Source organism: Thalassobacillus hwangdonensis, from assembly GCF_042675915.1.
GTDB classification, from domain to species: Bacteria; Bacillota; Bacilli; order Bacillales; family Halobacillaceae; genus Thalassobacillus_A; species Thalassobacillus_A hwangdonensis.
The window spans coordinates 745,046-770,903 of the sequence record NZ_JBHTKL010000001.1; the positions used below are offsets into that span (position 1 = coordinate 745,046).

The 25,858-nt window shown below is 42.6% G+C and carries 25 protein-coding genes and 1 other annotated feature; of the genes, 5 read left to right on the top strand and 20 right to left on the bottom strand.

Going from position 1 to position 25,858, the window contains the following annotated elements; genetic code table 11:
• Positions 1-69: 69 nt before the first annotated feature.
• The gene (locus tag ACFQ2J_RS03900; protein ID WP_386056757.1) at positions 70-948 is read right to left on the bottom strand and encodes a LysR family transcriptional regulator; all 879 of its coding nucleotides are present in this window, start codon (positions 946-948) and stop codon (positions 70-72) included.
• 103 nt (positions 949-1,051) lie between these two features.
• Here ACFQ2J_RS03900 and ACFQ2J_RS03905 point away from each other — a divergent pair, with 103 nt between their 5' ends.
• A complete protein-coding gene (locus tag ACFQ2J_RS03905; protein ID WP_386056759.1) occupies positions 1,052-2,128 on the top strand; it encodes a citrate/2-methylcitrate synthase in 1,077 nt (358 codons plus the stop codon).
• A gap of 272 nt (positions 2,129-2,400) precedes the next feature.
• Here the strand turns inward: ACFQ2J_RS03905 and ACFQ2J_RS03910 are convergent, their stop codons facing one another.
• Positions 2,401-2,895, bottom strand: a complete 495-nt coding sequence (locus ACFQ2J_RS03910; RefSeq protein ID WP_386056761.1) for a lactoylglutathione lyase family protein — start codon at positions 2,893-2,895, stop codon at positions 2,401-2,403.
• A gap of 119 nt (positions 2,896-3,014) precedes the next feature.
• Here ACFQ2J_RS03910 and ACFQ2J_RS03915 point away from each other — a divergent pair, with 119 nt between their 5' ends.
• Positions 3,015-3,350, top strand: coding sequence for a winged helix-turn-helix transcriptional regulator (locus ACFQ2J_RS03915; protein ID WP_386056763.1), 336 nt, complete (start codon positions 3,015-3,017; stop codon positions 3,348-3,350).
• Positions 3,351-3,469: 119 nt separating this feature from the next.
• Positions 3,470-4,138, top strand: coding sequence for a class I SAM-dependent methyltransferase (locus tag ACFQ2J_RS03920; RefSeq protein ID WP_386056765.1), 669 nt, complete (start codon positions 3,470-3,472; stop codon positions 4,136-4,138).
• A 40-nt stretch (positions 4,139-4,178) separates the two neighbouring features.
• Here ACFQ2J_RS03920 and ACFQ2J_RS03925 read toward each other — a convergent pair whose 3' ends face one another.
• The 8 genes from ACFQ2J_RS03925 to ACFQ2J_RS03960 all read right to left on the bottom strand — a co-directional run bounded on the left by ACFQ2J_RS03925 (position 4,179) and on the right by ACFQ2J_RS03960 (position 12,960).
• Complete coding sequence (locus ACFQ2J_RS03925; RefSeq protein WP_386056767.1) at positions 4,179-5,204, bottom strand: ABC transporter ATP-binding protein; 1,026 nt, start codon at positions 5,202-5,204, stop codon at positions 4,179-4,181.
• The gene (locus ACFQ2J_RS03930; protein ID WP_386056770.1) at positions 5,197-6,192 is read right to left on the bottom strand and encodes an ABC transporter ATP-binding protein; all 996 of its coding nucleotides are present in this window, start codon (positions 6,190-6,192) and stop codon (positions 5,197-5,199) included. The genes ACFQ2J_RS03925 and ACFQ2J_RS03930 overlap by 8 nt, the downstream gene beginning before the upstream one ends.
• A gap of 45 nt (positions 6,193-6,237) precedes the next feature.
• A complete protein-coding gene (locus ACFQ2J_RS03935; protein ID WP_386056772.1) occupies positions 6,238-7,068 on the bottom strand; it encodes an ABC transporter permease in 831 nt (276 codons plus the stop codon).
• 27 nt (positions 7,069-7,095) lie between these two features.
• A complete protein-coding gene (locus ACFQ2J_RS03940; protein ID WP_386056774.1) occupies positions 7,096-8,040 on the bottom strand; it encodes an ABC transporter permease in 945 nt (314 codons plus the stop codon).
• Between the two features lie 50 nt (positions 8,041-8,090).
• Entirely contained in the window at positions 8,091-9,641 is a 1,551-nt protein-coding gene (locus ACFQ2J_RS03945; RefSeq protein WP_386056776.1) for an ABC transporter substrate-binding protein, read from the bottom strand.
• 16 nt (positions 9,642-9,657) lie between these two features.
• The gene (locus ACFQ2J_RS03950; protein ID WP_386056778.1) at positions 9,658-10,728 is read right to left on the bottom strand and encodes a serine hydrolase domain-containing protein; all 1,071 of its coding nucleotides are present in this window, start codon (positions 10,726-10,728) and stop codon (positions 9,658-9,660) included.
• Positions 10,729-10,823: 95 nt separating this feature from the next.
• Entirely contained in the window at positions 10,824-11,741 is a 918-nt protein-coding gene (murQ, locus tag ACFQ2J_RS03955) for an N-acetylmuramic acid 6-phosphate etherase (protein WP_386056780.1), read from the bottom strand.
• A 46-nt stretch (positions 11,742-11,787) separates the two neighbouring features.
• Positions 11,788-12,960, bottom strand: a complete 1,173-nt coding sequence (locus ACFQ2J_RS03960) for an anhydro-N-acetylmuramic acid kinase (RefSeq protein ID WP_386056781.1) — start codon at positions 12,958-12,960, stop codon at positions 11,788-11,790.
• Positions 12,961-13,168: 208 nt separating this feature from the next.
• Here ACFQ2J_RS03960 and ACFQ2J_RS03965 point away from each other — a divergent pair, with 208 nt between their 5' ends.
• Positions 13,169-14,494 (top strand): amino acid permease, encoded by a 1,326-nt coding sequence (locus ACFQ2J_RS03965; protein ID WP_386056782.1) that lies wholly within the window; start codon positions 13,169-13,171, stop codon positions 14,492-14,494.
• A gap of 5 nt (positions 14,495-14,499) precedes the next feature.
• Here the strand turns inward: ACFQ2J_RS03965 and argS are convergent, their stop codons facing one another.
• From argS to ACFQ2J_RS04015, 10 genes are all read right to left on the bottom strand, one after another.
• Entirely contained in the window at positions 14,500-16,173 is a 1,674-nt protein-coding gene (gene argS, locus ACFQ2J_RS03970) for an arginine--tRNA ligase (protein ID WP_386056784.1), read from the bottom strand.
• Positions 16,174-16,207: 34 nt separating this feature from the next.
• Positions 16,208-16,432: a binding site (T-box leader), on the bottom strand.
• 45 nt (positions 16,433-16,477) lie between these two features.
• A complete protein-coding gene (locus ACFQ2J_RS03975; protein ID WP_386056786.1) occupies positions 16,478-17,011 on the bottom strand; it encodes a histidine phosphatase family protein in 534 nt (177 codons plus the stop codon).
• A 22-nt stretch (positions 17,012-17,033) separates the two neighbouring features.
• Positions 17,034-17,471 (bottom strand): NUDIX hydrolase, encoded by a 438-nt coding sequence (locus tag ACFQ2J_RS03980; RefSeq protein ID WP_386056788.1) that lies wholly within the window; start codon positions 17,469-17,471, stop codon positions 17,034-17,036.
• Positions 17,472-17,482: 11 nt separating this feature from the next.
• Positions 17,483-17,629 carry a hypothetical protein gene (locus ACFQ2J_RS03985; protein ID WP_386056790.1) on the bottom strand — a complete coding sequence of 49 codons (147 nt, stop codon included), beginning with the start codon at positions 17,627-17,629 and terminating at the stop codon, positions 17,483-17,485.
• 99 nt (positions 17,630-17,728) lie between these two features.
• Positions 17,729-19,156 carry an aldehyde dehydrogenase family protein gene (locus ACFQ2J_RS03990; RefSeq protein WP_386056792.1) on the bottom strand — a complete coding sequence of 476 codons (1,428 nt, stop codon included), beginning with the start codon at positions 19,154-19,156 and terminating at the stop codon, positions 17,729-17,731.
• Positions 19,157-19,223: 67 nt separating this feature from the next.
• Complete coding sequence (locus ACFQ2J_RS03995; RefSeq protein ID WP_386056794.1) at positions 19,224-19,730, bottom strand: GyrI-like domain-containing protein; 507 nt, start codon at positions 19,728-19,730, stop codon at positions 19,224-19,226.
• A 143-nt stretch (positions 19,731-19,873) separates the two neighbouring features.
• Positions 19,874-23,170, bottom strand: coding sequence for an ABC transporter permease (locus tag ACFQ2J_RS04000; protein ID WP_386056795.1), 3,297 nt, complete (start codon positions 23,168-23,170; stop codon positions 19,874-19,876).
• The gene (locus ACFQ2J_RS04005; protein WP_386056797.1) at positions 23,163-23,858 is read right to left on the bottom strand and encodes an ABC transporter ATP-binding protein; all 696 of its coding nucleotides are present in this window, start codon (positions 23,856-23,858) and stop codon (positions 23,163-23,165) included. The genes ACFQ2J_RS04000 and ACFQ2J_RS04005 overlap by 8 nt, the downstream gene beginning before the upstream one ends.
• Positions 23,859-23,878: 20 nt before the next feature.
• Positions 23,879-24,589 carry a hypothetical protein gene (locus tag ACFQ2J_RS04010; protein ID WP_386056799.1) on the bottom strand — a complete coding sequence of 237 codons (711 nt, stop codon included), beginning with the start codon at positions 24,587-24,589 and terminating at the stop codon, positions 23,879-23,881.
• A gap of 4 nt (positions 24,590-24,593) precedes the next feature.
• Complete coding sequence (locus ACFQ2J_RS04015; RefSeq protein ID WP_386056801.1) at positions 24,594-25,154, bottom strand: sigma-70 family RNA polymerase sigma factor; 561 nt, start codon at positions 25,152-25,154, stop codon at positions 24,594-24,596.
• A 245-nt stretch (positions 25,155-25,399) separates the two neighbouring features.
• Between ACFQ2J_RS04015 and ACFQ2J_RS04020 the strand changes: the two genes are divergently transcribed.
• Positions 25,400-25,855, top strand: coding sequence for a hypothetical protein (locus tag ACFQ2J_RS04020; RefSeq protein WP_386056803.1), 456 nt, complete (start codon positions 25,400-25,402; stop codon positions 25,853-25,855).
• Positions 25,856-25,858: the final 3 nt, after the last annotated feature.

Below are 25,858 nucleotides of genomic sequence, written 5' to 3' on the forward strand. Positions count from 1 at the left end.
CAACTCCGAACACTGCATGAAATATTTGTCTTTTAAGACAAGTAAAACATCTTGACAGTACTTAGTGAACTATAGCATATACTTACTGATAAAATCCAGGAATGTTTTTTCTTTTTTGTTTAATGATTGTGCGAGGAAGTAGGTTTCTGCGAATGGCAGTGAAATGAAATCGACCGGCACCTCCAGCAATCTTCCTTCCATCAGTTCTCGACGTATGATGGACGTGGGAAGGAAGGAGACCCCGATATCTTCAAGAATGAAACGTTTAACGGCATGCGACTGAGTGACTGCCATCATCTTATAATGGGGCAGATGGTATTGGAGAAGAGACTTCAATTCAGTCCAATAACCAGGATGGTTATCAGTCAGAATCAGTTTCGTTTGCAGTAGATCCAAAGCATCGATCGGCGGTGCTGATTCCAAATCATACCCATCATGTGAACGGACGAGCGTCACTTTTTCCTTATTGATAAGCTCAGTATGAATATGTTTATTCTGCGCTGGCAGGCAGGAGAGGGCGACATCAATAGCCCCTGACTCAAGTTGCTGGATGATTAGATCCGAGTCCATCACACGTATTGTAAGTTCGATATGCGGATGCTGTTCAATGAATTGACGTAAAATACTCGGGAAAGTCGCTTCAGCATAGATGGGGGAGATAGCGACTGTCAGTGATTCACTGAATCCCTGATTAAGCTGATGCATTTTATGTATGCTGTCGTGGTAGGTGCAAAGAATTTTGACTGCCTCAGGATAAAATTGCTTACCGAATGCACTTGGTTGAATATTTCTTCCTTGCTTTTGAAAGAGAGGAGCACCCAATTCTTTTTCCAATTGGCGCATTTGAGATGTCACTGCAGGCTGGGTGAGGTATAACATTTCTGCAACCTTCCTTAGATTTTGGACTTCTACAGCTAATTTGAACGTCTTTAAAAGCTTAAGATCCACTGAAGAACCTCCTCCGATAAAAATAATTTATGATTTCAATAAAAATTACTAAATTTTATTAATTGATAAAAAGGAATACTATTACTATATAGGAGGGGTAACTATGTTTCAACCAGGGTTGAAAGGAATTACAGCAGTAGAAACTAAATTAAGTGAGATTGATGGGGGAAATGGCCATTTATCTTATCGAGGTAAAGAAATCGGAGAACTTATGCAGGGAAGATCGTTTGAAGAAATCGCATATTTTCTTCTTAATGGAAGCCTACCGAATCCAAGTGAATACATCAGCTTTAAAGAGAAGCTTCAAGCCTCAAGAGCGTTAGAACCTAGATTGTTAGATTTGATTCGCCAATTACCTAAAGATCAGCCGATGATGAGTGTGTTGAGGACGGCTATTTCCGCAATGGAAGACAGTGGTGAATCGTGGCCACTTTCTGCAGATGGAGCAATAAAATGGATAGCGAGGCTTCCAAGTATCATTGCACACCGTTATCGTTGGGTAAAAGGCTATGAAGAAGTGTCCGAACGAAAAGACCTTAACCATACAGCGAATTTCCTTTATATGTTATTTGGCGAAGAAAAACGGGAGGAGGAGGTCAAAGCGCTGGAAGGCTACTTGATCCTCACAATGGAACATGGATTGAATGCATCGACCTTTTCCGCACGAGTTACAACGTCTACACAGGTAGGCTATGCAGGAGCTTTGACTGCAGCACTAGCTACGATGCAAGGGCCATTGCATGGAGGCGCGCCTGGAGGTGTAATTGATTTACTTGAAGAAATCGAGCATGAAGATCGGATACATGAAGTGATTGAGAAGAAAATCATGAACGGAGAAAAAATCATGGGATTCGGACATCGAGTATATAAAACGACAGATCCAAGAGCTGATGCTTTAAAAGAAGTATTAGTAAATGGTGAAAATCAGCCGGAATGGATCCAATTGGCTTTAAAAACGGAACAAGAAACCATTGAATTGCTAAAAAAACATAAACCAGGCCGAGATTTGTATGCAAACGTAGAATATTATGCTGCAGCTGTAATGAAAGCTCTGGAAATTGAACCTGAATTATTTACAGCAATATTCAGTTCAAGTCGAGTCGTTGGCTGGTGTGCGCATAGTAAAGAACAGTCGGAGAACAATGTCATATTCAGACCTAAAGCAAAATATATCGGATAATATTTAAAACCAGTAAAATTCTATACAGATTTTTACTGGTATTTTCTCATAAAATATCTCAATAACTTAAGTATACTTATATATTGAGACATGAATAAGTAATAATCAATGACTCGGTATAATAAATATTATGTAAACTAGGAAGTGGAATTGAAGGTAGGGTGCTATTTTTAGATTATTTATACTACTCCTCTCCTCTAGTTTAGAAAATTTTCAATGCAAAAAATCCGCACTACTATATAGTGCGGATTTAATAAGCGACTTATCTTCTGTTAATAAGCACCTTCAGAATAAGTCAGTTCATAACTGTGTGTGTATATTTCAAAGATATTTCCGAATGGATCTTCTACATAAACCATTTTAAAAGGCTTTTCTCCTGGATAATACTCTCGAATCGGCATTCGTTGCTTGCCACCGTGCTGCTTTATTTTCTCAACGATCCCTTCTATATCCGGGTCTTGCACACAGAAATGGAATATTCCTGTCTTCCAGTATTCAAAGTTGTTTTCTGGCTGTTCGTTCTCAGGGAATTCGAACATCTCTATTCCAATTTTATCCCCTGTAGATAAGTGAGCAATTCGGAATGCTTCCCAATCATCCCCGAAAACATCACGGCACATTTGGCCAATTGGAGTGTCGTCATTTTTTACTTCTGATGGTTGCATAATGACATACCAGCCAAACACTTCTGTATAAAATTCGATCGCCTGCTTCAAATTTGGGACAGATAATCCTATATGAGAAAATGTTCTTGGAAATGGTTGCATAAATAGATTTCCTCCTTATTAATCGTTACAACATACATTATAATGGGTGGTAAATGACTTCGTAAGTATGCACTTTTCTGTAAGACACTAACCAAAAAGTAAGAAAGGAATGGTTGCAAGTGGATGCACCATTAGATAAAGACGGAAAGTTGAAATGTTCCATTGAATATACACTCAATAAAGTTGGTGGTAAGTGGAAACCGGTCATTCTATGGCACTTAGGTGTGGATGGAACTCTGAGATATAACGAACTGAGAAGATTGCTTCCTGGCGTCTCCCATAAAGTGATGAGTCAGCAATTAAAAGAGCTGGAAAAGGATCAGTTTATCGATCGCATACAATATAATACGATCCCCCCAAAAGTTGAATATTCGATCACAGACCTCGGTAAGACCCTGATGCCTATACTTAAGTTGATGCATGATTGGGGAACGGAGCATGGATCTGAAGCTTAAATGCTAATTACCCCGTCTTCCCTCATAATCTATCGTTAAAGCGTCAACTTGCATTCTGATATATTATTTTATGTTATAATATTACTATATAAAATAATATTTCGGTTAGAGGTGATTTGATGAATGATTTTGAAAAGCGTCTGATGGATAGTTGGGATAGCAACAGCCATGCCTGGACGGAATCGATTCGCAAGGAAAAGATCGAAAGCAGAAATAAAGTGACGAATCCTGCTATCTTCCACGAAGTTCTTGCTCACAGCCCACAGAGAGTGTTGGATATAGGTTGTGGTGAAGGATGGTTGGCAAGAAAACTTGCCCAGGAAGGAATTCAGGTCGTAGGCATCGATGGCAGTAAAACTTTGATTGAGGAAGCATCTAAAGCTGGCGGGGGTACGTTCAAGACTCTTACATATGAAGCATTTGCAACAGACCCTGCTCAACTAGAATCAAAATTCGATGTAGTCCTATGCAATTTTTCTTTGCTATCAGAAGATATCCAGCCTGTGTTGAAAGCTGCAAGAGAAGTTCTCGCTGAAAACGGAACAGTGATCATTCAGACGCTGCATCCTATAACTGTCATCCAAAATGAACCTTATGAAAATGGATGGAAAATCGAGAATTTTGATGGCATGGGTGAGCGATATGTTTCTTCCATGCCATGGTATTACCGGACATTGGGGTCCTGGATTAATGAATTCAACTATGCTGGTTTGAACATCGTAGACTGTAAAGAACCAATCAATGAAGTCGGCGTCCCCCTCTCTATCCTTTTTTCGTTAAAAAGATAGAAAAAAGCTCGGCGTATGAAGTTTCCATACGCCGAGTTTTTTAATTTACAGTCTCAGGTTGCTGTTGCTTCTCTCTCTGATGTTCGAAACGTTCATCAAATAAATGGCAAGCTACCCAATGCCCTTCTTCCTTTTCCAGGAATGAAGGTTTTTCTTTTGCGCAATGATCAAACGCCATCGGACATCGCAGTCTGAACGGACAACCTGAAGGTGGATCAGATGGATCCGGTACATCACCTTGCAGGATGATTCTTTCCTTCTTCTCATCGACATCCAGTGAAGGAATCGCAGATAGCAGTGCCTGGGTGTATGGGTGCATCGGATTTTCATAAAGGACATCTGTTTCTGCAAGCTCCATCATCTGCCCGAGATACATCACGCCGACACGGTCACTCAAATGTTTGACGACATTCAAGTCATGGGAGATGAAAATGTAGGTCAAATCGAATTCTTTCTGCAATTTGATGAGCAAGTTTAAAATCTGGGATTGAATCGAAACATCCAATGCAGAGACGGATTCATCCAGAATGACGACTTTCGGTTTAAGTATAAGCGCACGGGCGATACTTATCCGTTGACGCTGTCCCCCACTGAATTCATGAGGATAACGATTCAGCTGCTCTTTGGATAAACCGACAGTCTCGATCATTTCTTCCACCATACGCAGTGCTTCTTTCCGGCCAGCAAGCTTATGTGTCATGATCGGCTCCAACAGTAGGTCACGCACCTTCATTCTTGGGTTAAGTGAACTGAAAGGATCCTGGAAGATCATTTGAATGTTCCTACGCAAGGAACGGAATTTATTTTTAGGAAGCTCCATGATATTCTCGCCATTCAAAATGACTTCTCCATCCGTTGCTTCATAGAGACGCATGATTGTACGGCCTGTGGTGGATTTTCCACAACCACTTTCTCCGACAAGTGACAATGTCTCCGTTTCTTTCACTTTGAAACTGATGTCATCTACTGCCTTCACATGCCCGACAGTACGTTTGAACACGCCGCCTTTGATTGGGAAGTACTTCTTAAGATGGTTCACTTCCAACACATATGTAGAATCATTCATGAACAGCATCCTCCTCTACATGAAGCCAGCACTTGCTTTTATGGTCGTGTTCCACTTCAATCATATCGGGTTCTTTCGTTTTACAAATATCCATAGCATAAGGGCAGCGTGTAGCAAATCTGCATCCCATCTCCTGGTATTGTGGTGGTGTCGGCACATTGCCTGGAATAGAATACAAAGATTTCCCTCTGTCTCCCAACGTCTTGATCGATTCCAATAGCCCTTGTGTATAAGGGTGCTTCGGATTTTTGAATAATTCCCTTACCGTGGTTTCTTCAACCACCTGGCCGGCGTACATGACAGCGACGCGTTCACACGTTTCGAGGATGACCCCAAGATCGTGGGTAATCATCAGAATCGATGTATCATTCGTTTCAGATAAATCGTTCATCAAGTCGAGGATCTGCGCCTGAATTGTCACGTCCAATGCAGTCGTGGGCTCATCGGCAATCAGAAGTTTCGGTTTGCAGATCAACGCCATTGCGATCATGACACGCTGTCTCATCCCACCGGATAACTGGTGAGGGTAACTTTTGAAGATTTCTTTACCTCTTGAAATTCCGACTTTTTCAAGCATTTCAAGCCCCAAGTCTCTCATTTCTTTCTTACTCAGCTTCGTATGGAAGCGAAGCACCTCCAACAGCTGATGTTCGATCGTGTACAGTGGATCGAGCGCTGTCATCGGCTCCTGGAAGATCATCGAAATTTCATTTCCGCGGACATGCTGCATTTGTCGCTTTGTCAAAGCAGTCAGGTCTTTTTCATTTTCCGTCTTCAAGGTAATGCTTCCTTCGGAAATGTTCAGAACATCGGGAAGCAGGTTCATGATTGCGAGTGATGTCAGACTCTTACCACTGCCAGATTCCCCTACGATGCCATATTTCATTTTTTTTCCTATTTTCAAATCGATGCCCTTAATGATATTGAAGTTTTGCTTTTTGGTTTTCACATCAATCGATAGATTTTCGATATCCAATACAGTACTCACATTTACTCTCTCCTTAAGAATAGCGCATTTACCTGAACCCTTCAGTTACTGTTTCAATTTAGGATCCAGAATGTCACGGAGGCTGTCACCTAGTAGGTTAAAGCAGAAAATGGTGAAAACGATCGCTCCTACCGGAAACAGGATCGTCCATGGTGCAAATTCCATGTAGGTACGGGATGCATTCAGCATGACACCCCATGATGGATTCGGCGGTTGGACTCCAAGCCCGAGGAAACTCAATGCGGCTTCTGTCAAAATTGCTCCAGATAGCGCAAGTGTCACCTGTACGATGAACGGTGCCATGATATTCGGTGTAATGTGTCTGATTATGATTTTGACTGGATGGACTCCGATTGCTACGGCGCTAGTCAAATATTCATTTTCTTTCACCGACATGACTGCAGAACGTACCAGCCTTGTGAATACAGGGGTAAATACGATTCCGATTGCAATCATCGTATTTCTCAAGTTCGGTCCCAGCACTGCGATGATTGTCAGCGCCAAAAGAATATCAGGGAAGGCAAAGAATACATCCATGACGCGCATAATGATCTGATCAATCTTCCCTTGGAAATAACCACTGATGACACCGAAGAATAAACCGGCAAGCGCTCCGATGCCTACTGCGATCAAGCCAACTTTCAAGGAGACTTGTGCGCCAAAGACGATTCTCGAGAAGATATCCCTGCCAAATTCATCGGTACCGAATAAAAACTGACTGCTAGGGGCTTCCAATGTGTGTTCTGTGAACATTTTTTCAGGTCCGTATGGTGCGATCACAGGTGCAAACACAGCGATGATGATGACGATCAACATACCAATGAAACCTGACAGCCCTACCTTGTCTTCAATTAATCGTTGTACGAATTCTTTCACGAAGATCACACTTCCTTATTTAATCACTTATTTATACGTAATTCTCGGATCCAGATAAGAATAAAGCAGATCGACAATCAGGTTGATGACGACGAATACGAATGCGATGAATAATACCGATCCCTGTACCACCGTGAAATCCCTCTGATTGATTCCTGTCAGCACGAGCTGCCCTAGACCAGGTAAAGAAAAAATTTGTTCAATGATCACAGTTCCGCCAAGCAGAACGCCTATTTGCATACCGATGATCGTCAGAATCGGGATCATTGCATTACGCAGCGCATGGTTGAAGATGACGACCCTCTCTCTTGCACCTTTAGCACGGATGGTCCGAATGAAGTCCTGTCTGAGGATTTCAAGGATGGATGAGCGAGTCATCCGCATTACCGCACCAGCCATCGATGTACCCAATACGAAGGATGGCAGGAACAATATTTGGAGATTCGTGATCGGATCTTCGAAGAAACCTACATAACCTACTGGAGGACTATAGGAGAACCATAGCGCGAGTACAAGAATCAGCACCGTCGCCAATGCGAAGTTCGGTACGGACACCCCAAGTAAAGAAACGATACGTACGGAAAAATCAGTTTTCGAGTTCCGTTTCAAACCTGCGATGATACCGAGTGGAATTGCAATGATCCATGAGATGATCGCAGCAAACAGTGTCAATTCGAACGTAAGTGCAAATCTATTCAGGATATCTGGTAGCACTTCCTTGCCAGTACGCATGGATTCACCGAAATCTCCTGTCAGAACCCCGCCGATCCAACTTAAATATTGTTCATAGATAGGCAGATTCAGACCAAATTCTTTCCTTAGCTGGGCCAGTGCTTCTGGAGTTGCATCTGTTCCCAGAATAGTGATTGCCACATCACCCGGAATGACTCTCAAGGCGAAAAAGATGACGACGGAAACTCCGAATAATACTGGTATCAACATGAAAAGTCTTCTTAAAATATATGCATACATCGTATTCACCCTTAATAAGATACGAGGCTGCCTAGGCAGCCTCGACTGTGTTATTTTTTAGTGACTTCCAAAATATCTTCTCCATCATGCGGGTATGGAGTGAACCCTTCAACAGAGTTGGAAACAGCAACATATTTCATTGGAGAAACAAGGAATAGGTTTGGAGAGTCTTCCAATAGAAGTTCCTGTGCTTCTGTATAGATTTCTTTGCGTTTTTCTTTATCAGTTGTTACTTTACCTTTTTCGACTAGTTCATCAAAATTAGTATTAGAGTAGTTCCATACGTTGGCAGATCCTTCTGTGTGGAAGAAGTAGCTCAATGCACGGTCTGGGTCTGTACCGGAACCGTTACGACCGATCAGAACATCTGCAGAAGTATTCAACCATGTATCGATGTACGCGCCCCACTCGACTTGTTCAATATCTGCATTCACACCGATTTCTGCCCACTGCTGCTTAAGGATTTGAGCTGTATCGACCATATCTGCATAAGTGGAAGCAGTAGTGATCGTGATATCAAAGCCATCAGCATAACCTGCTTCTTCAAGCAGTTGCTTCGCTTTATCCAGGTTATTGCTGTAAAGCTCATGCTCTTTTACATCAATAGACCAGTCACCCATGGAAGGAGCAACAGGCCCTGATACGACAGCGTCACCATTCCATACGATATCAGCGATGCTTTCGCGGTTTGTAGCAAGGCTCAATGCCTGTCTCACTTTTGCATCATTCAATGGTTCTACATCTACGTTGAAGCCTACGTAACTGTATTCAAGAGATTGATAGTCCTTGACAGTAAGGTTGTCCTGATTTTCCAGCAAAGATGAAGATTTCGCTGTAAGCGTTGTCAAATCTACTTCGCCAGTACGGATTGCAGATAGTCTCGCTGACTCGTCTTTCATCGTGTAGTATTCCACTTTCGAAAGCTTCGGCAGATCTTCATTGTAATAGTCTTCATTCTTTTCCAGTACGACTTTGTTGTCCGGTACCCACTCTACGAACTTGAAAGGACCAGTTCCGACAGCAACCTGCTGAAGGTCTTCATTTTCTTCTACAACTGTCTGATCCACTACTGCAGCACTTGCATTCGTCAGGTTGGATAGGAACGTTGCATCGGCAGATTTAAGATTGAACTGCACTTGATAATCTCCCAGCACTTCGATGCTTTCTACATTCGAGAAGTAGGAAGCGATGTGAGAAGCAGTTTCCTCAGCCATGATACGCTCGAAGCTGTACTTGACGTCTTCTGCAGTCATTTCATTGCCATTGTGGAAAGTAACGCCTTCACGAAGATTGAAAATATATGTACTTTCGTCTGGTTGTTCCCAATCTTTCGCAAGGTCTCCCTGTACTTCCATGTTTTCATCGAACTGAACAAGTCCACTGTACACTTGAGAATAGATTCTTACAGAGGAATGAGCTGGAGTCTTGTGTGGATCCAACCCGGCAGGTTCCTGATCGTTTGCAATCTTAAGCACTTGTTCGACAGATGAATCTCCGTCTGATTCAGCATCTGCATTATTTCCCTCATCATTGGAGCAAGCGAACAACAATGCAGCCACACTAACTAACATAAAAGTTAAAAGAAAACTTCTTTTCTTCATGATAATTTCCTCCCCCTTAATAGTAAACGATATGTTGCATAATTACTTCATGCACTTTTTTCCTGACAGGATTGATATTCTTCGGATCGGCTACATGCAAACGATTAGTCAACAACGTTACATGAAGATCTTTTTCAGGATAAAGCCATAAGGAAGTACCTGTAAAACCGGTATGCCCCACGCCTGCTGGAAATGGGTCTCCCGAGTGCCATCCGAGTCCACGATTACCTGCAATCGCTTCCATAGAAGCATGGATCAAACGTGAATCAATCAATCTCTTATCCCCCACCAAGCCCCCTTTCAAATAGATGCTTGCTAATCCTTCAAGGTCTTCTGCAGTTCCGAATAACCCTGCATGACCGGATTCTCCACCGAAAAAATAGAAAGCGTTTCCATCATTGACCTTTCCAATGATCGGTTGATCCTGAATGCGCCATGAATCGAATGTTCGATTGCGTTCGTTGCACATCTGCATTTCAATTTGATTGCCATATTCCGTAGCTGCAACGTTTTCAGTGTAAGCTACTTTATAGGATAGTTTTTTTAACTGCAACGGTTCAACCAATTCTTTCAATACAATCGCTTGAAGACTCTTTCCTTCAAGTTCCTTCAGTATTTCACCAAGCAGGATATAATTCAGATCACTATATACAACCGAGTGTTGTTCATGATGCAAAACATCCATAGAATCGAGGATGTTGAAAACAGATTTGTCTGAATGGGTGTAGAACGGTTCCCACGCCTTAAGTCCGGAAGAATGAGTGAGCAATGACTGAATGGTGATGGATGCCAGTGCTTCATTATTTTTCAAAGAAGTCAGCAGATCTCCTACCATTCCGTTTAGCTGCAGCTTCCCCTCAGTAACTTTTTTCAAGATCAGCGAGGAAGTGATGATCTTTGTCACGCTTGCCAAATCGAACACAGTGTCTTTTTCGACCGGCTCATCCGTTTCTCGATTTCTCCATCCATAGGCTTTATGAAAAATGCGTTCACCTCTATAGTTGACCAACACTACGGCACCAGGAAACGATTCATTCTGGATTTCATTTTCAAAGAGTTCATCAAGACTCGATTCAAGCGTATTCACAGCAATCCTCCTTTAATAGCGGATAAATTGTTGCACTTTTCTCAATTATATAAAATATTATGACAGAATAATAGATTAATTGTTAAAAAAATCTTTTACATCGTTTCCTTTTGACTTGTCTGGTTGACTGCATGTCGGACAAAACCACCAGCACCATCAAGCAAATCCAGTGCCTCTTTATAAGTGACATGTGTTAAAAGCATGACGATTGCAGGTTTGACGGAAAAGCTTGTTTCTTCCAGTACGGTTTCCGCTGTTTCATAATCTGCTCCGGTCGCTTCACAGACGATCTTTTTGGCACGTTCTTTCAATTTGTAGTTCGATGCGTGAACATCGACCATCAAATTACGGTAAACCTTCCCCAAACGCACCATGGATGCGGTGGAAATCATATTAAGAATCATCTTGTGTGCAGTAGCTGCTTTAAGTCTTGTAGAACCAGTCAAAATTTCAGGACCTGTCTCTACTTCGAGAGCAATGTTCACTTGCTTGCTGATTTCTGCATTGGCGTTACTCGTCAAGCTTACCGTTGTAGCTCCCAGGGAGTTCGCATAGTCCAACGCACCTTTAACGAATGGCGTCCTTCCACTAGCTGCAATACCTATGACAACATCTTTACTCGTCAGTCCTCGTTCTTTCATTTCTACCTCAGCAAGCTGTTCGTCGTCTTCCGCTCCTTCGACTGCTACCATGACCGCTCTATTTCCACCAGCTAGTACAGCCTGGACAAGATCCGCTTTAGTTGAGAATGTTGGTGGACATTCCACTGCATCCAATAAACCAATACGTCCACTCGTCCCTGCCCCTGTGTAGAACAATCTTCCTCCGGAACTGATGGAATCACATACAGCCTCTACAGTCTTTTCGATTTCAGGGAGGATCTGCTTGATCGCTTTGGGAATGAGAGTATCTTCCTCATTCATCAATGTCAATATTTCTTTGATCGACATTTGGTCCAGGTTTGCCGATTTAGGATTATACATTTCTGTTGTAAGCTTCGTAAGGTTATCCATAATCATACCATCCTATTTTTTAAAATTACTTTTTACTAGTACAGGGTCAATTGCTTCCCCAGCAAATCTTTCCCATGATCACTTCTTTATTAGCTCCTGTTGCAGAAGGTAAATTATTCGGCTGGCGATGAAAGCCTAAATATCCGAATAGCGCGAATGCAATCGCTTCTTTTGCATCACTATCGACACCAAGTTCTTTGGATGAGCCGATATGAACGTGTTCTGGTATGGAGGTTTTCATCCATTTCATCATCGTCTTGTTATGCCATCCTCCACCACTGATGTAAATTTCTCTGACATCCTCATGGTCAATATGTCTTCTCAACGAACCGCTTAATGTAAATGAAGTAAGTGCGGTGACCGTGGCCAGACGATCTTCATAGGAAAGTTCCCGCATGTCTGCTTCCGACCACAACCTCTTTGCATAATCGATGCCGAACAATTCGCGACCGGTACTCTTAGGTGGTAAAGCTGCATAATAAGGATGTTCCATCAATTCCTGTAGCCATTCGTAATCGATGGCTCCGCTTGCTGCGACCTTTCCACCTTCATCGTACGAATGCTCCCCATCGGTCATCCATGAAATGAACGCATCGATGATCATATTGCCAGGCCCTGTATCGTAAGCGACTACATCGCTTCCATCAGAATTTTTCGGAATGACCGTAAAATTAGAAATACCTCCGATATTGACGAGGATTCTTCCTGTTGAATCAGACTTCAACAATTGGTAATCAAGAAACGGTACCAGTGGAGCGCCTTGTCCATCGACAGCCATGTCCCTCGTCCGGAAATCACCGATTGTTGTTATTCCTGTTCTTTCGGCAATCACGCCGATATCTCCGATTTGTAATGTGTTCGGTCGATAATATGGATCATCTGATTTTGAAAGTGGGTCATGGAAAATCGTCTGTCCGTGTGTGCTGATCAAATCGACCTGATCCGCTTCTAGCCCAACCTCATCCAAGGCAGTAAGTATCCCATCGGCGTAAACCTCTCCTAACAGCATGTTCATCGAGGATATTTCAGGACTCTGACTGCTCGGTTTGACGATAACCTCCAGCCGCGCTTTCACTTCAGGATCATATGGAATGGTAGTGAAATGCTTAAGCTTCATGTCTATGGTATTATCTTTCATTACATCGATTACAGCGATATCCATACCGTCCAGTGATGTACCGGACATTAACCCGACTACTGTCATTTTTGGTAAGTGCATCGTCCCTCCCACCTTTCTGTTTTGATTTTCTGTAAGCGCTTTTACCTATGTATGCGACCATTATAACATAATATTTCTTAATCATTAACTAAAAATTGAAATAATATTTCAAATTAGGTTTTTGGTTTGGAATTAAAGTCATGCATGAGGATTGTAAACAAACCTCATACTGAATAGAAGAATGCTTCGAGGAAAAGGAAGGGCTGCAATGACTGAATCTGGAACAAACCAACAGAATAAAGGCTCGAAGGATTCCAGCAATGGCATGAACTGGTGGCAATTGTCGCTTATAGGAATCGGATGTACAATCGGAACCGGATTCTTTCTCGGTTCAAGCATCGGTATATTGCAGGCTGGACCATTGATTATTCTCGCTTTTCTGCTTGCAGCTACCGGAACGTATTTCATTTATGGGTTGCTTGCTGAAATGACGGCACTTGATCCGCAGGAAGGTTCATTCTGCACTTACGCTGGCAAAGCATTCGGGAGATGGGCTTCCTTCAGCAGCGGTTGGAATTATTGGTGTTCCAATGTACTGGTGATGGGAAGTCAATTGATTGCTTTGGCGACATTGACCCAATACTGGTTTCCGAACATCGAGCTTTGGATGCTTGCTGCTTTGTATGCCTCCCTTGCAACTGGAATTCTATTTCTCGGCACAGGTGGATTCGATAAGGCGGAGGATGTTTTCGCTATAATTAAAATCGCAGCTATTTTCATGTTCATCATCTTCGGAGTGCTTCTTCTCTCTGGAATGATAGACATCGAAAGACAGCCCAATTCTATTGGCAGTTCATTCTTCTTGAAGGGATTAACAGGCTTAATTACTTCGCTTCTGTTTGCATATTATGCATTCGGTGGAATTGAAGTAATTGGTATGATGGCGGTTCGATTAAAAAATACAGCAGATGCTGCAAAAGCTGGGAAAATCATGATTGTGCTGCTCGCTATAATCTATATCGCTTCGTTAAGCCTTGCAGTCCTACTGGTTCCTTTGAGTCGTTTCAATACGAACGAAAGTCCGTTCATGACCGTGTTCCGCATGTTCGACCTTCCGATCCTTCTGCACTTGTTTAATGGTGCCATCATCATTGCAGGCTTTTCGACGATGACCGCCGTGTTATACAGTGTGACCAATCTATTATTGAATTTAGCTAAAGATAAAGAAGCCCCATCCATGTTCGCGAAAAGATCGGAACACTTCAAGGGGCTTCCTCTTCATTCTTTAGTTTTGTCCGTGATAGGACTTTCCATATCCGTGGTTGCTGCATTATTGCTTCCAGGGAAGGTGTATGAGTATATTACAACCGCTGCTGGAATCCTTCTGTTATACAATTGGGTATTCATCACAGCATCATCATTCAAATTGTTGACTGGATCATTGAGAGTTTATGGATCAGGTATCACAGGTCTCCTTCTTATCATTTGTGCAATCATTGGAACAGTAGTGGAGCCTACACTTCGACCAGGCTTTTACATCAGTATGGCAGTAGTCCTTCTGATCAGCGCTATTACATGGAAGGTGCATAAGTGATTTCTTTACATGGCGTCAGGTGCTTTGATTCCCAATAAGCGTAATCCTTCTTTCAAGACTGTTTTGATCGCGAAAACGACGTTCAGTCTTTCAGGATCTTCCAGAATACGTACATTTGCATAGTACTTGTTGAATGCTTTGGATAAATCAAACAGGTACTTTGCAATTAAAGAAGGATCATAATCATTCAGCGACCGTTGAACGGCCTCCGGGAAGTCTGCCAAATATTTGATGATGCTCCAAGCTTCGTCTTCGTCGTTTAATGAGACGACATCCGTTGTAGTATAGCCACCTTTATTAAGAAGTGATGCTGCTCTGGCATGTGTATATTGGATATATGGACCTGTGTTGCCCTCGAACTTCAGCATATCTTCCAGTGAGAACTCGACATCTCCCATGCGGTGATGTTTCAGATCATGAAATATGACTGCACCTGTACCGACCTGTCTGGCAACAGCGCCTTTATCTTCAAGCTCAGGATTCTTCTCATCGATGCTTGCTTTTGCGAGCTCGATGGCGTCGTTCAGAACATCCTCCAATAACACGACCTTTCCCTTACGAGTGGACATTTTCTTGCCGTCTTTCAACATCATTCCGAATGGTACATGTTTCATTTCACTTGCCCACTCATAGCCCATTTTTTCGAGTACGACTTTGAGCTGCTGGAAGTGCAGTGTCTGTTCATTGCCGACCACATACAATGACTTTGAAAAATGGTACGTTTGGTGACGATAGATTGCTGCTGCCAAATCACGGGTTGCGTAAAGCGTCGTCCCATCCTTTTTCTTGATCAGGCAAGGTGGGTGATTTTCGCCGACAGGTACGACCATTGCGCCTTCGGAAGGTTCCAATAGCTGCTTTTCTTCCAGTTGCTTAACGACAGCTGCCATTTTATCGTTATAAAAAGCCTCACCTTGTACCGCATCAAAGGAAACGCCAAGTAGTTCATAAATTTTATTGAATTCCTTCAATGATTCCTCTCTGAACCATTTCCATAGCTTCAGTGCTTCTGCATCACCAGCTTCAAGGTCTTTGAATGCTTTTCTTCCTTCATCTTCTAGACTCGAGTTACTTTCCGCTTCTTTATGGAATTTGATGTAAAGCTCCAGTAGTTCCTTGATCGGCTGTGCTCTGACCTTTTCTGGATCTCCCCATTTCTGATAAGCAACGATCAGCTTGCCGAATTGAGTTCCCCAGTCTCCCAAGTGGTTGATACGGATAGGCTTGTACCCACACTTTTCTGCGATCAGCGCTATCGCATTTCCTATGACTGTTGAACGGAGATGCCCCATCGAAAAAGGTTTCGCGATATTCGGAGAGGATAAATCGAGCGTCATCACTTCCCCCTGACCGATATTCGCTTCACCGTAGCTTGACTGCTTAGTAGCAATTTCCTTTAACACCGCTTCTGCTATCGGTTTTCTTTTCAAGTGGATATTCAAATAACCGTTGACACTCTCTGCTTCCTCCACCCAGAGTGCATCCAAGTCTTGTGCCAGTTCTTCAGCAATTTCCTTGGGCGGTTTGCGGAACGTTTTAGCAAGCACGAAACAAGGAAATGCAAGATCACCCATATCCTCCTGTTTCGGCTTTTCAATCATCGTAAGAATGGTTTCAAAGTTCAGGCTGTCTTTCAGCTTCTTTTCAAGTTCCTCAGCAAATAAGTGTTTCACATCCATCATTATCCCTCCAAATAAAAAACTCCCGTCTCAATAAAGAGACGAGAGTTCATTTTCCCGTGGTACCACTCTAATTGATCCTATATGAATCCATACAGAATCGCTCGATTTGTTAACGAGGCAGTCCCCGGTATTTCCTACATTCATTCAGAAATACATCTCATAAGTCCGTTTCGCCATCCATCCTGTACCAGGCTTCCACCAAACCCTGATTCGCTTTGACATTCCAGGTGACTACTCTCTTAATCATCGATTGTCGTTATCGTGTTTTTAACATTATACACAATCATCTAAAAAATACCAATCAAATTTCGATTTTTTTCCATCGATAAGTTTGAACTTCTCCATTGGATAGACTATATTTCATCAGATTCCCATCCGTAGGGATTCCATTGAAATAAGCTCCAATTGCACTTGTAGTACATTTATGACCGCAAATCAATACATTTTTTTCATCACCCATGGATGATGCTTCTTCTAAAAGGTGAAAAATCCTCTTAAGAAATGTATCGATTTTCTCTACACCTCTGTAGTGTGATGTGTCGGGCAATGCTCCTTTTCGGATGACCGCTTCTTTTGGTAAGCCATCCGCTTCTCCTATATCAAAGACATCCAACCTCGCATCTACGATTGGACTTAGACCAGAAGCAATCGCTGCTGTTTGGATGGCCCTTTCCTGCGGGGAAGAGTAAACGAAATCAAAGGAGGTGGCACTCAGCAATTGCTTTAAGGTTTCCGCCTGCACCTCTCCTGCTTTATTCAATGGCAGTCCATTTCTCCCTTGCATCCTGCCAAGTCGGTTAAGTTCTGTTTCCCCATGTCTGATTACATAAATCATCGACACATCTCCGTTCCATTTCCTAGATAGTGAGTTTAAGTTGCTTTGCTGCCAATTGGACACTTTGCTTCGTCCAAGATGGGATTTCTGTCGAGTGTTGAATCTCTTCATTGGACAGCCATTTGATTTCTGATACTTCATCAGGACTTTTGATGAAGGGAGTACCTTCGAATGATAGACTCAAGAACACGACATTCAATACTTGGGTATCTTCGACTTTAAAAGCTGTACTATGTATATACTCCAGTTGATCATCCAGCCTGATACCGATTTCCTCTTCTACTTCACGGATAAGGTTTTCTTTCATAATCAGAGATGTATCTTCATCATAGTCGATCTTGCCTCCAACAAGCGAATATAGACCCCATGCATGCTCTTCTTTTTCCGATCGTTTGATGATCAGAAACTTTCCCTCGTAGTAAATTGCTGCTTCTACGTTCACTATATACAAATAATCCATTTGACCTCTCCTCACATGTCACCAATGATTTTAATCCAACCGAGAATTGAAAGGATCAGCACCACGTTCCAGAAGCCACCGAGACGATAGACCCTGGGAATAGGCAGCCATTTGGAAGCAATGTGCATCATCTTGTGTTCCCATTCCGATTTTTTCATCACAACTCCTCCTGCTAACCTATACGCGATGCTTACCTGTTTTGTTTCAAAAAAATAGAACAGGAGAAAAATCTCCTGTTCTATCAATCTGATTGTAATTTATTCTGCAGATGGCATACCTAGGATCGACTTGATTTCAAGGTATTCCTCTATACCGAAGTCGCCCCACTCACGTCCAAGCCCAGATTGTTTGTAACCTCCGAATGGTGCAGAGAAGTCAGGGCCTGCATTATTTATTTGAATACGGCCAGCTTCGATCGATGTTGCAACTTTGCGCAAGTTTTCCTGATCATAACCTACGACATAGCCTGCAAGACCATATACAGTGTCGTTCGCAATTTCAATCGCTTCATCAAGCGTATCATACGTAATCAACGTAGTCACAGGTCCGAAGATTTCTTCCTGTGCAATCACCATGTCATTTTTAACATCTGTGAATACAGTCGGTTTTGCGAAGTAACCTTTGTCGATTCCTTCAGGCTTACCAGGGCCACCGACTAATAGCGTAGCTTCTTCTGTTCCTTTTTCAATGTAAGATTGTACACGATCCCATTGTTTCTTCGAAATGATCGGTCCTACAAAGTTCTTTCCTCGTGGATCTCCGACTGGAGTGTTTTCCACTGCTGTTTTGATTGCTTCTTCAAAGTCCTTTTTCATGGAAGTAGGAATCAGTACACGAGTAGCTGCGGAACATACTTGACCACTGTTCATCGTAATGTGACCAAGTGCTGCTTTCGCTGCTTTTTCTACGTCTGCATCCTCAAGGACAACCAATGGAGACTTGCCTCCAAGTTCCAATGCGAAGTTCTTAATCGTTTCAGAAGCGTTCTGCATGATTTTCTTACCGACACCGACAGAACCTGTGAAGGAAACAAAGTCGATATCAGGATGGGAGCTGATGCCGTCACCGATTACTTCTCCAGAACCGTTGACAAGGTTGAAGACACCTTTAGGTACTCCAGCTGCATCCAATACTTCAGTAAGGATGATGGAAGCGAATGGCGTCAACTCAGAAGGTTTGACAACCATAGGGCTACCAGCAGCTAATGCACTGGCTATTTTTGTTGAAATTTGGTTCGTAGGGAAGTTCCAAGGTGTAATCAATCCGCTTACGCCTACTGTTTCTTTAACGATTACGTGATTGCCGCGGTCTTCCATGAAAGAGAAGTCTTTCAAAGATTTTGCAGCTTGTGAGAAGTGCATGTATCCCATGTTGTAATGGACTCTTTCAGAAATCTTAAGTGGAGAACCAAGTTCATCTGTGATCGTTTCAATGAAGTCGTCTTTGCGCTTTTCATATTCCTGGGCGATTCTCTCCAGCAATTCGATACGTTCTTCCTTGGAAGTCTTAGAGAAAGACGGCAATGCTGCTTTTGCTGCTTCAACCGCTTTGTCCAAATCTTCCTTCGTACCTAGACTGATCGTTCCCATGACTTCTTCCGTCGCAGGATTGATCACGTCTTCTGTCTCGTTACCTGTAGATTCTACCCATTCACCATTGATGTAGTGTTTAAGATGTTTTCTCATATGAACATAGCTCCTTTATAAAAAATTGTTAGTTTGCATTGACCTTGATAGAGCATGTAACCGATTATTACTGATTTGAAACCTGACTGATCTTCTCAATAGGAATCAGTATTTCAAAGTGAGGATCTTCCAAATCCCTGTTATGGGGATAGCGTTCGTGCTTGACCGGCAGCTTATCGAACACCTTTCCATCCACATGGACGTATGGCTTGTAACCGTTTTCACCCATCCATAAAAAAATAGATTCATAGGTTTGGCCGATATTCTGTCCTTTTTGGTGCTGGACAGTAAGATACGTCATTCTGGGTACGAAGAATTCAACCATATCCTCAGGGACATGTTGATCTTCGGTAACTTCATACGCAGAATAGTGAACAAAACCATCCGGACGCAGATGATAGGATAAACCGAGCTGCGTCTCGGGATTTACAGCAAAGTCGAGTTCATTTACGCGGTCACTCATACGATAAATGACTTCCTTCAATGAACCTACCTCTGCATAACTTCCTTCCCACTTGTACCCTAATGCACGATAGCCTGGGATTTCTGCTATTTTCCAATCTTGGGATTCCATGCCCTCACCCCTTACAATACACATTTTTCACGCAAAGGTCAAAAAGCGTCATACATCAGTTTCTACATAAGTTACTTATTTCCCTTCAAAAATTCTAATTTTCTAAAAAAAATGACACACCTCTATGTGATGTGTCGAATCAATCAATTGAATTCGATGACAGTTGGATCATAGATACCTGCTGTTTCATGGTCCAAATAAAGTACATATTCATCAACGTTCTCTGGAATTTCATAAGTCAATTCACCAATGAACGTCGTTTCACCTATAAGAACAGTGCTATTCCACGTTCCGCGCTCAATAATGTTTACGGTTTTTCTGATGTATTTCTCCCCTTTACTATCAATGACAAGGAAGTGGTTCGGAATGAAGTTCATACGTCCTGTACTTGTTTTAGTAAACTCTATTTTCACACTAAGAAGTTTATTCGTGTCCTTCTCAGGTGCCAGAGCTTCAGGAGGGCTGACCTCTTCTACCGTGAAATGATAACTGCTTTCCACTTCTCTGTCCCCAAAAGATTTTGCAGGATCCACTACTTCCTCTCCAGCTTTGAAAGTATCTGCAGTTTCTTTAAGTAAGTCTATTGCATTAGCGTCTTCATTAATAGACTCCTCTTTATTCTGATCCTCAACTTCCTCTTCATCCTCTTTCGTTTTTTCATCCTGGAAGACTTCTACATCTCCGCTTGTACCCTGGACACTTGTGCTGTCTGATGTTTCTGATTTCGCTGACTGATTACTGATATCAGGTATTGCGAAAACAAGCAGTGCAACGATTCCTGCGCTTAAAGCCGCTCCTCCAGCGCCAAGCACATAGCGGATAATCTTTTCAGATCGCTTAGAATTGCTTATTCCACCATGGAAGCCTTGACCAGGTGTAATTCTCATTGCACCAATTGCCGGCAAAAGAGCTCCGATCATTCCGGTAATGATCGGTATCAGCGTTGTAGCTGATAGGAATAGCCATGAGTCCTGAGGGTATTGCCCATACACGAGTCGGATCATACCGATTGCAAGCGTGAATCCTACGACGGCAGCAATGATTCCATTTGCTGCACCTTCCCATACAATCAATCTGCTGATCGTTCCATTCCGCCACCCCAGCGATTTAAGGACTGCAAATTCCGGTCGCCTTTCAGCAACATTCTGCCACATGATTTCTGTCGTGGTAAGGATCGCGATCAACAGTGCTACACCCATCGCCAAATAATGCATCGAACCTACTTCCATCGCGGTGAACTCACCGAGCCACGTCGTGTACATAACTCCCTGCAGACGGAAGGTGATGAATAGAAGTACGATCAACATACTTGTCGGCAGTGCAATAGAAATGACAGAAAGACAGGTACGTTTCCATTGCGTCAGCATCTGGTTGATTCCCATACCAATCAGTGATGACGAACCGACGAATCTCCGCTTCCTTTTCGAAACTTCTCCTGATTTCATCGCTTCCGTAGGAGAAATTCTTCGGACGAGAATCGCAGGGATGACGGAACCTGATAAGTAGATGATCAGACCGAACAATGCAATGAATATCAATCTGGCAATCGATGTTTGTATGTCTTCAGTAGCGTAAATCACTCCTAAGATGGACCAGCTTACCATCGATACGAAAACACCTAGAATGAGTGCTTCGATCATCAGCATCCGGCTCAGCTTATCAGGTCTCCATCCTAGGGATAGGAGAACTGCAAACTCCTTTTTCCTCGCATACATCATAATGAGGTTGGAAGAGAACACATAAACGACTGCTACCGCAATGACACAGGCAATCAGATTGGACAACCCGAATTTGGATTCTTTGAAAATCGTGATGGAAGAACCGAGTTTGATCCATGGCTGTTCCACCCAGCCAATCGAAGGCTGTTCTCCAGATGCAGGAATGTGAGTGACTGCAGGTTGTGGAGACGAACCGAGTGTGATATCCACGATTAATCCGGTTTCCTTTTCAATCTTTGTGGCGATGGCATTCAGCTTCTTCTCATTTTCTTCACTGATCACGTCTACACCAGCCACTTTCACCCGTATGGAAGAAATCGGATCCTCCCCAAGTATTTCAGCAGCGGCATCAAGCGTTGTCAGCATCAATGGTGGCTTAGTCAGAAAACCATACGGATTATCCAAAGGCTTCAATTGGGTTGGCGGATTAACAGGCTGCTGGTTCTTATCCATCACCAATTTGGCTGTTGATGGGAAGTAGGTTTCCATTGGAAGCTCATTCAATGGATCCTTGGAAATATCAAGCTTAGAAGGGTCGAATACACCTTTGAAGTCAAAACGAACTCTTGGCATGTCTCTTGTAGATGCACCATTCCCTTTTCCAAAAAACTCTACAGGTCGATATGCATGTTCAACAGGGTGCATAGACTCCTCAGGAAGTGTAAATGGTCGTACCTGATAAGCATATGGCCAGCGTTCGTTGAAGGGGCTGGTCACTTCCTGGTAGTCTACTGGTGTAGGTTTGTAAACGATCCAGCTGAAATCATCAGAGCTTGATACTTCGCTTGAGTTCTGCTTAATCATTTCGATGCGCTGTTCATGAACGTCCTCACTGGTAAAAGTAAATTCATCTACTACGTTAGCTTCAATATCATCTAAATAAGCCTTGCCACCGTTATCCTCCATTTTTTTAACTGTTTCCTGGCTTTCTTCAGCGCCGAAAGGAAGGTTCAACCGGGCGATTTTATATGAAGATGAATTATCAACAAAAGACTTACTGCTCAATATGACAGGTATTCGGTTATCTACCAACCCGTCCCCTACATCTCTTTTACTGATTTCGGTACTTCCTTCAAAAAATGCATTCGTCTCATCCGTTTCTGTAATCATGGAATCATCAAGTCCAACGAGGGCTGCTTCAGCCTCTGGGTCTACCGCTGCGATCAGAACTTCGATTGACGATCCAAGTTCACCTGAAAAGCGGCTGATACCGTATTCCCTCGTATAAGCTGCTAAAGGCTCATCAATGCCGCCTCCAACTGCAAAATAAGAATCCACTTCAATTTTATGAACGTTGGCACCATTTGAGGTCTCATGTGTTCTCGTAAACCGGTAAATGCCTGGCTCCTTGTAGTCCACTTTTTTGACTGTCGTGCCATACATTGTATAACCGATCATTGAAATTGGAGCGGCAATTGCAATGTCTTCCATGTTCTTGATTGATTCATATTGATCTAAAGAAATTCCTTCATGTAGACCACTCAAATAATTGGGCTCAAGAAGGTTCCTATCTTCGGTGACACTTCTTGAACCTGGAGGACGGATGACCATGTCATAGGAAGATTTCCATCTTTTCTGAAGTTCTTCAGTGACCGTCGCATTAGTGGCCTGTGAAATTCCCACTAAATAACTCAATCCGATACTGACGATTAATGCACCGATAAGGAGGAGAATGAACCGCTGTTTATTGCGCCACCATGAATTCCAAATGAATCTAAGCATGGACGACACTCCTCGAATCCTTCACAATCACACCATCCTTCATTTCAATCGTCCGATCCGCCCTTGCGGCAAGCTCGGGTTCATGGGTGACGAAGATGACACCACAGCCTTGTTCCTGATTCAGTGTCTTCAATATGTCGTAAATGATTTCACTCGTTTCCGTATCCAGATTACCAGTAGGTTCATCTGCAAGCAGCCACTTCGGCTGATGGACAAGTGCTCTTGCTATTGCAACCCTTTGCTGCTGTCCCCCTGACAATTGAGAAGGTAAAGAATGGAGCTTATCTCCAAGTCCTACACTGGCAAGCAGTTCCTCTGCACGTTCTTTTTTCTTATAGGGTACTTTTCGTGAAAATAGCGGAGCGAGTACATTTTCGATTGCTGTAAGCGTAGGCAAGAGATGATATTGCTGGAAAATGAATCCGATATTTTCAAATCGGAAGTCCGCCAACGCTTTGGCCTTCATCTTTTCCAAAGCTGCATCACCGTAATGGATGGTTCCTTTAGAAGGAGAATCCAAAGTGCCGATCAGACTTAACAGTGTCGACTTTCCTGATCCGGAAGGTCCGACGATCGATACGAACTCACCTTCTCTGAAAGTCACATCCACTTCCTTCAATGCAATCGTAGTTACACCGTCACCTTTATATTCTTTTTGAATGTTTTTACATACGAGATCATTTTTCAAAGAAATTCAACTCCTTTTCTTTAAAATTCCGTAAGTTTGACAACTACCTTCCCGGTAACCCAGTGCTCAGGGATGATGAAGGCATAATCCTGTTCATCATCTGGGATTTCGAAGGTCATGTCAGCAATGACGTTTCCGCTTACCGTTCGGTAAATTCCATTCCACCTTGGGTTATCGACAACTTTCGGTTCTCTCCACCATGTGGAATCTTTCACTTTAAAGTCAATGTTGGAATAGCTTGCTCCATTACTGCTCACGATTTTATAGGCTTCCGGTTCATATTTGTTTTTAGCGATATTCGTTTTATTTTCAAATGTCATTCGTACAGTAATCAGTTTATGTCCGTGCTTTTTTGGATGGAGATCTGCAGGAGCATCGACGATATCTACAGAAACCTTCTCATCCAATGAATCTTTGATGACGGAACCAGCAGGCACGACTTTATAGGCTGAAAGGATATGTGACTCCAGTGCATCATTCGATGACGATTGTTTAAACAACGTATCAGAAAAGCCGGTCAGCAGGATGAATATAAGCAGGATTGCAATCCCGAGCATACTTACACTCGCTCTGAACATCCGCTTCATTCTCGCTTCATACGTTGACCAGTTGAATGAAGGCTTTCCTTGCACTACATTTCGCTTCAGCTTCGTTTTGTCTAATTTGATTGATTTGTGAGTGGTAGAAGTCATCGATTCTTTCAAATTCTTTAATCGATTATCCATGTCCATCGTTTCACTCCTCCCCTCCATACATTTTTTTCAGTAAGTTCCTTCCACGGTTCAAGCGTGTCTTGACAGTGTTCTGTTTCACATCCAGAATGTCACTGATTTCGTTGATCTTCATATCTTCGAAATAAAACATATAAATGACTTCTTTGAACTTAGCAGGTAATGCCATCACGTTATTGGCAAGATTCTCACGTTCGAGTTTTTCAACGAGGATCAGTTCTGGATACTTGTCGTCTTGCCGATTCTTTTCCTGTTCTTCCCTCTTGAGCGAAAGGAATGATTTCAGGGATTTCTTTCTCAATTGGTCTTTGCAGCGATTGGCTGTAATACTGTATAACCATGTCTTTATTGAGGATTGATTCTTGAACTGATCGATTTTTTGAAAACATGTAAGGAAGACATCCTGGGTAATTTCTTCTGCAAGCTGCTGATCTTTCACATATGTATAGGTAAACCAGAGGATACCCTGGCTGTAGTCATCGATCAATTGTTCGATGAAGCTCTCCTTCAGGTTTTCATCCGATTGAATCGCTCTTAGTTGTGTATCAGATAAATGATCCGTCATCGTCACTCTAGCCTCCTTTCACCCACTTAGACGTAAACTATTTGAAATGGTTCCCGAAATATTCATTTAAAACAAAGAAGACCCCTCATCGGGGGCCTTGTATTAATCGTAAACGGTAAATGGCAATTTATTTCTTTGTTCGGCAATATCCCCAAGAATCCTTCTTTTTGATAGAATTATAGGATATTCAGTTCTGCAAAATATGGGGATGATGTATAATATATCCAGAAAGCAGAAGGATGGGAGTGGAAGTATTGGTTAAACAAGTGTTGAAACTATTAGTTGCCATCGTATTGATCAGCTTTGCATTACTGATGACAGCGGGATTGTCTGTAAATATATCAGAAGGGGATACGACCTTCGCAGAAGACTTCTGGCTCTGGGTGATCATTTGCCTTATTCCATTCCTTGTTGGGGTTTTTCTTATTTATTCCTATATGAAAGTCGGTAAACACACGAAATCCCAGGCGATCGAAAACGAAATACTTAAAATCGTGAAGAAGCACCATGGCCGTATTACATCAGGTGAACTTGCGATGGATACATCATTGACAATCAGCCAGTCAGAGCAAATACTTGAAGATTTTGTCTTGAAAGGAGTTGCATCGCGGAATATAGCTGAAGGAGGCATTTTCGTCTACGACTTCCCGATGGTCTCGAACAAGGATAAGGAAGCGGCTAAAAGTATATATGACCTATAAAAA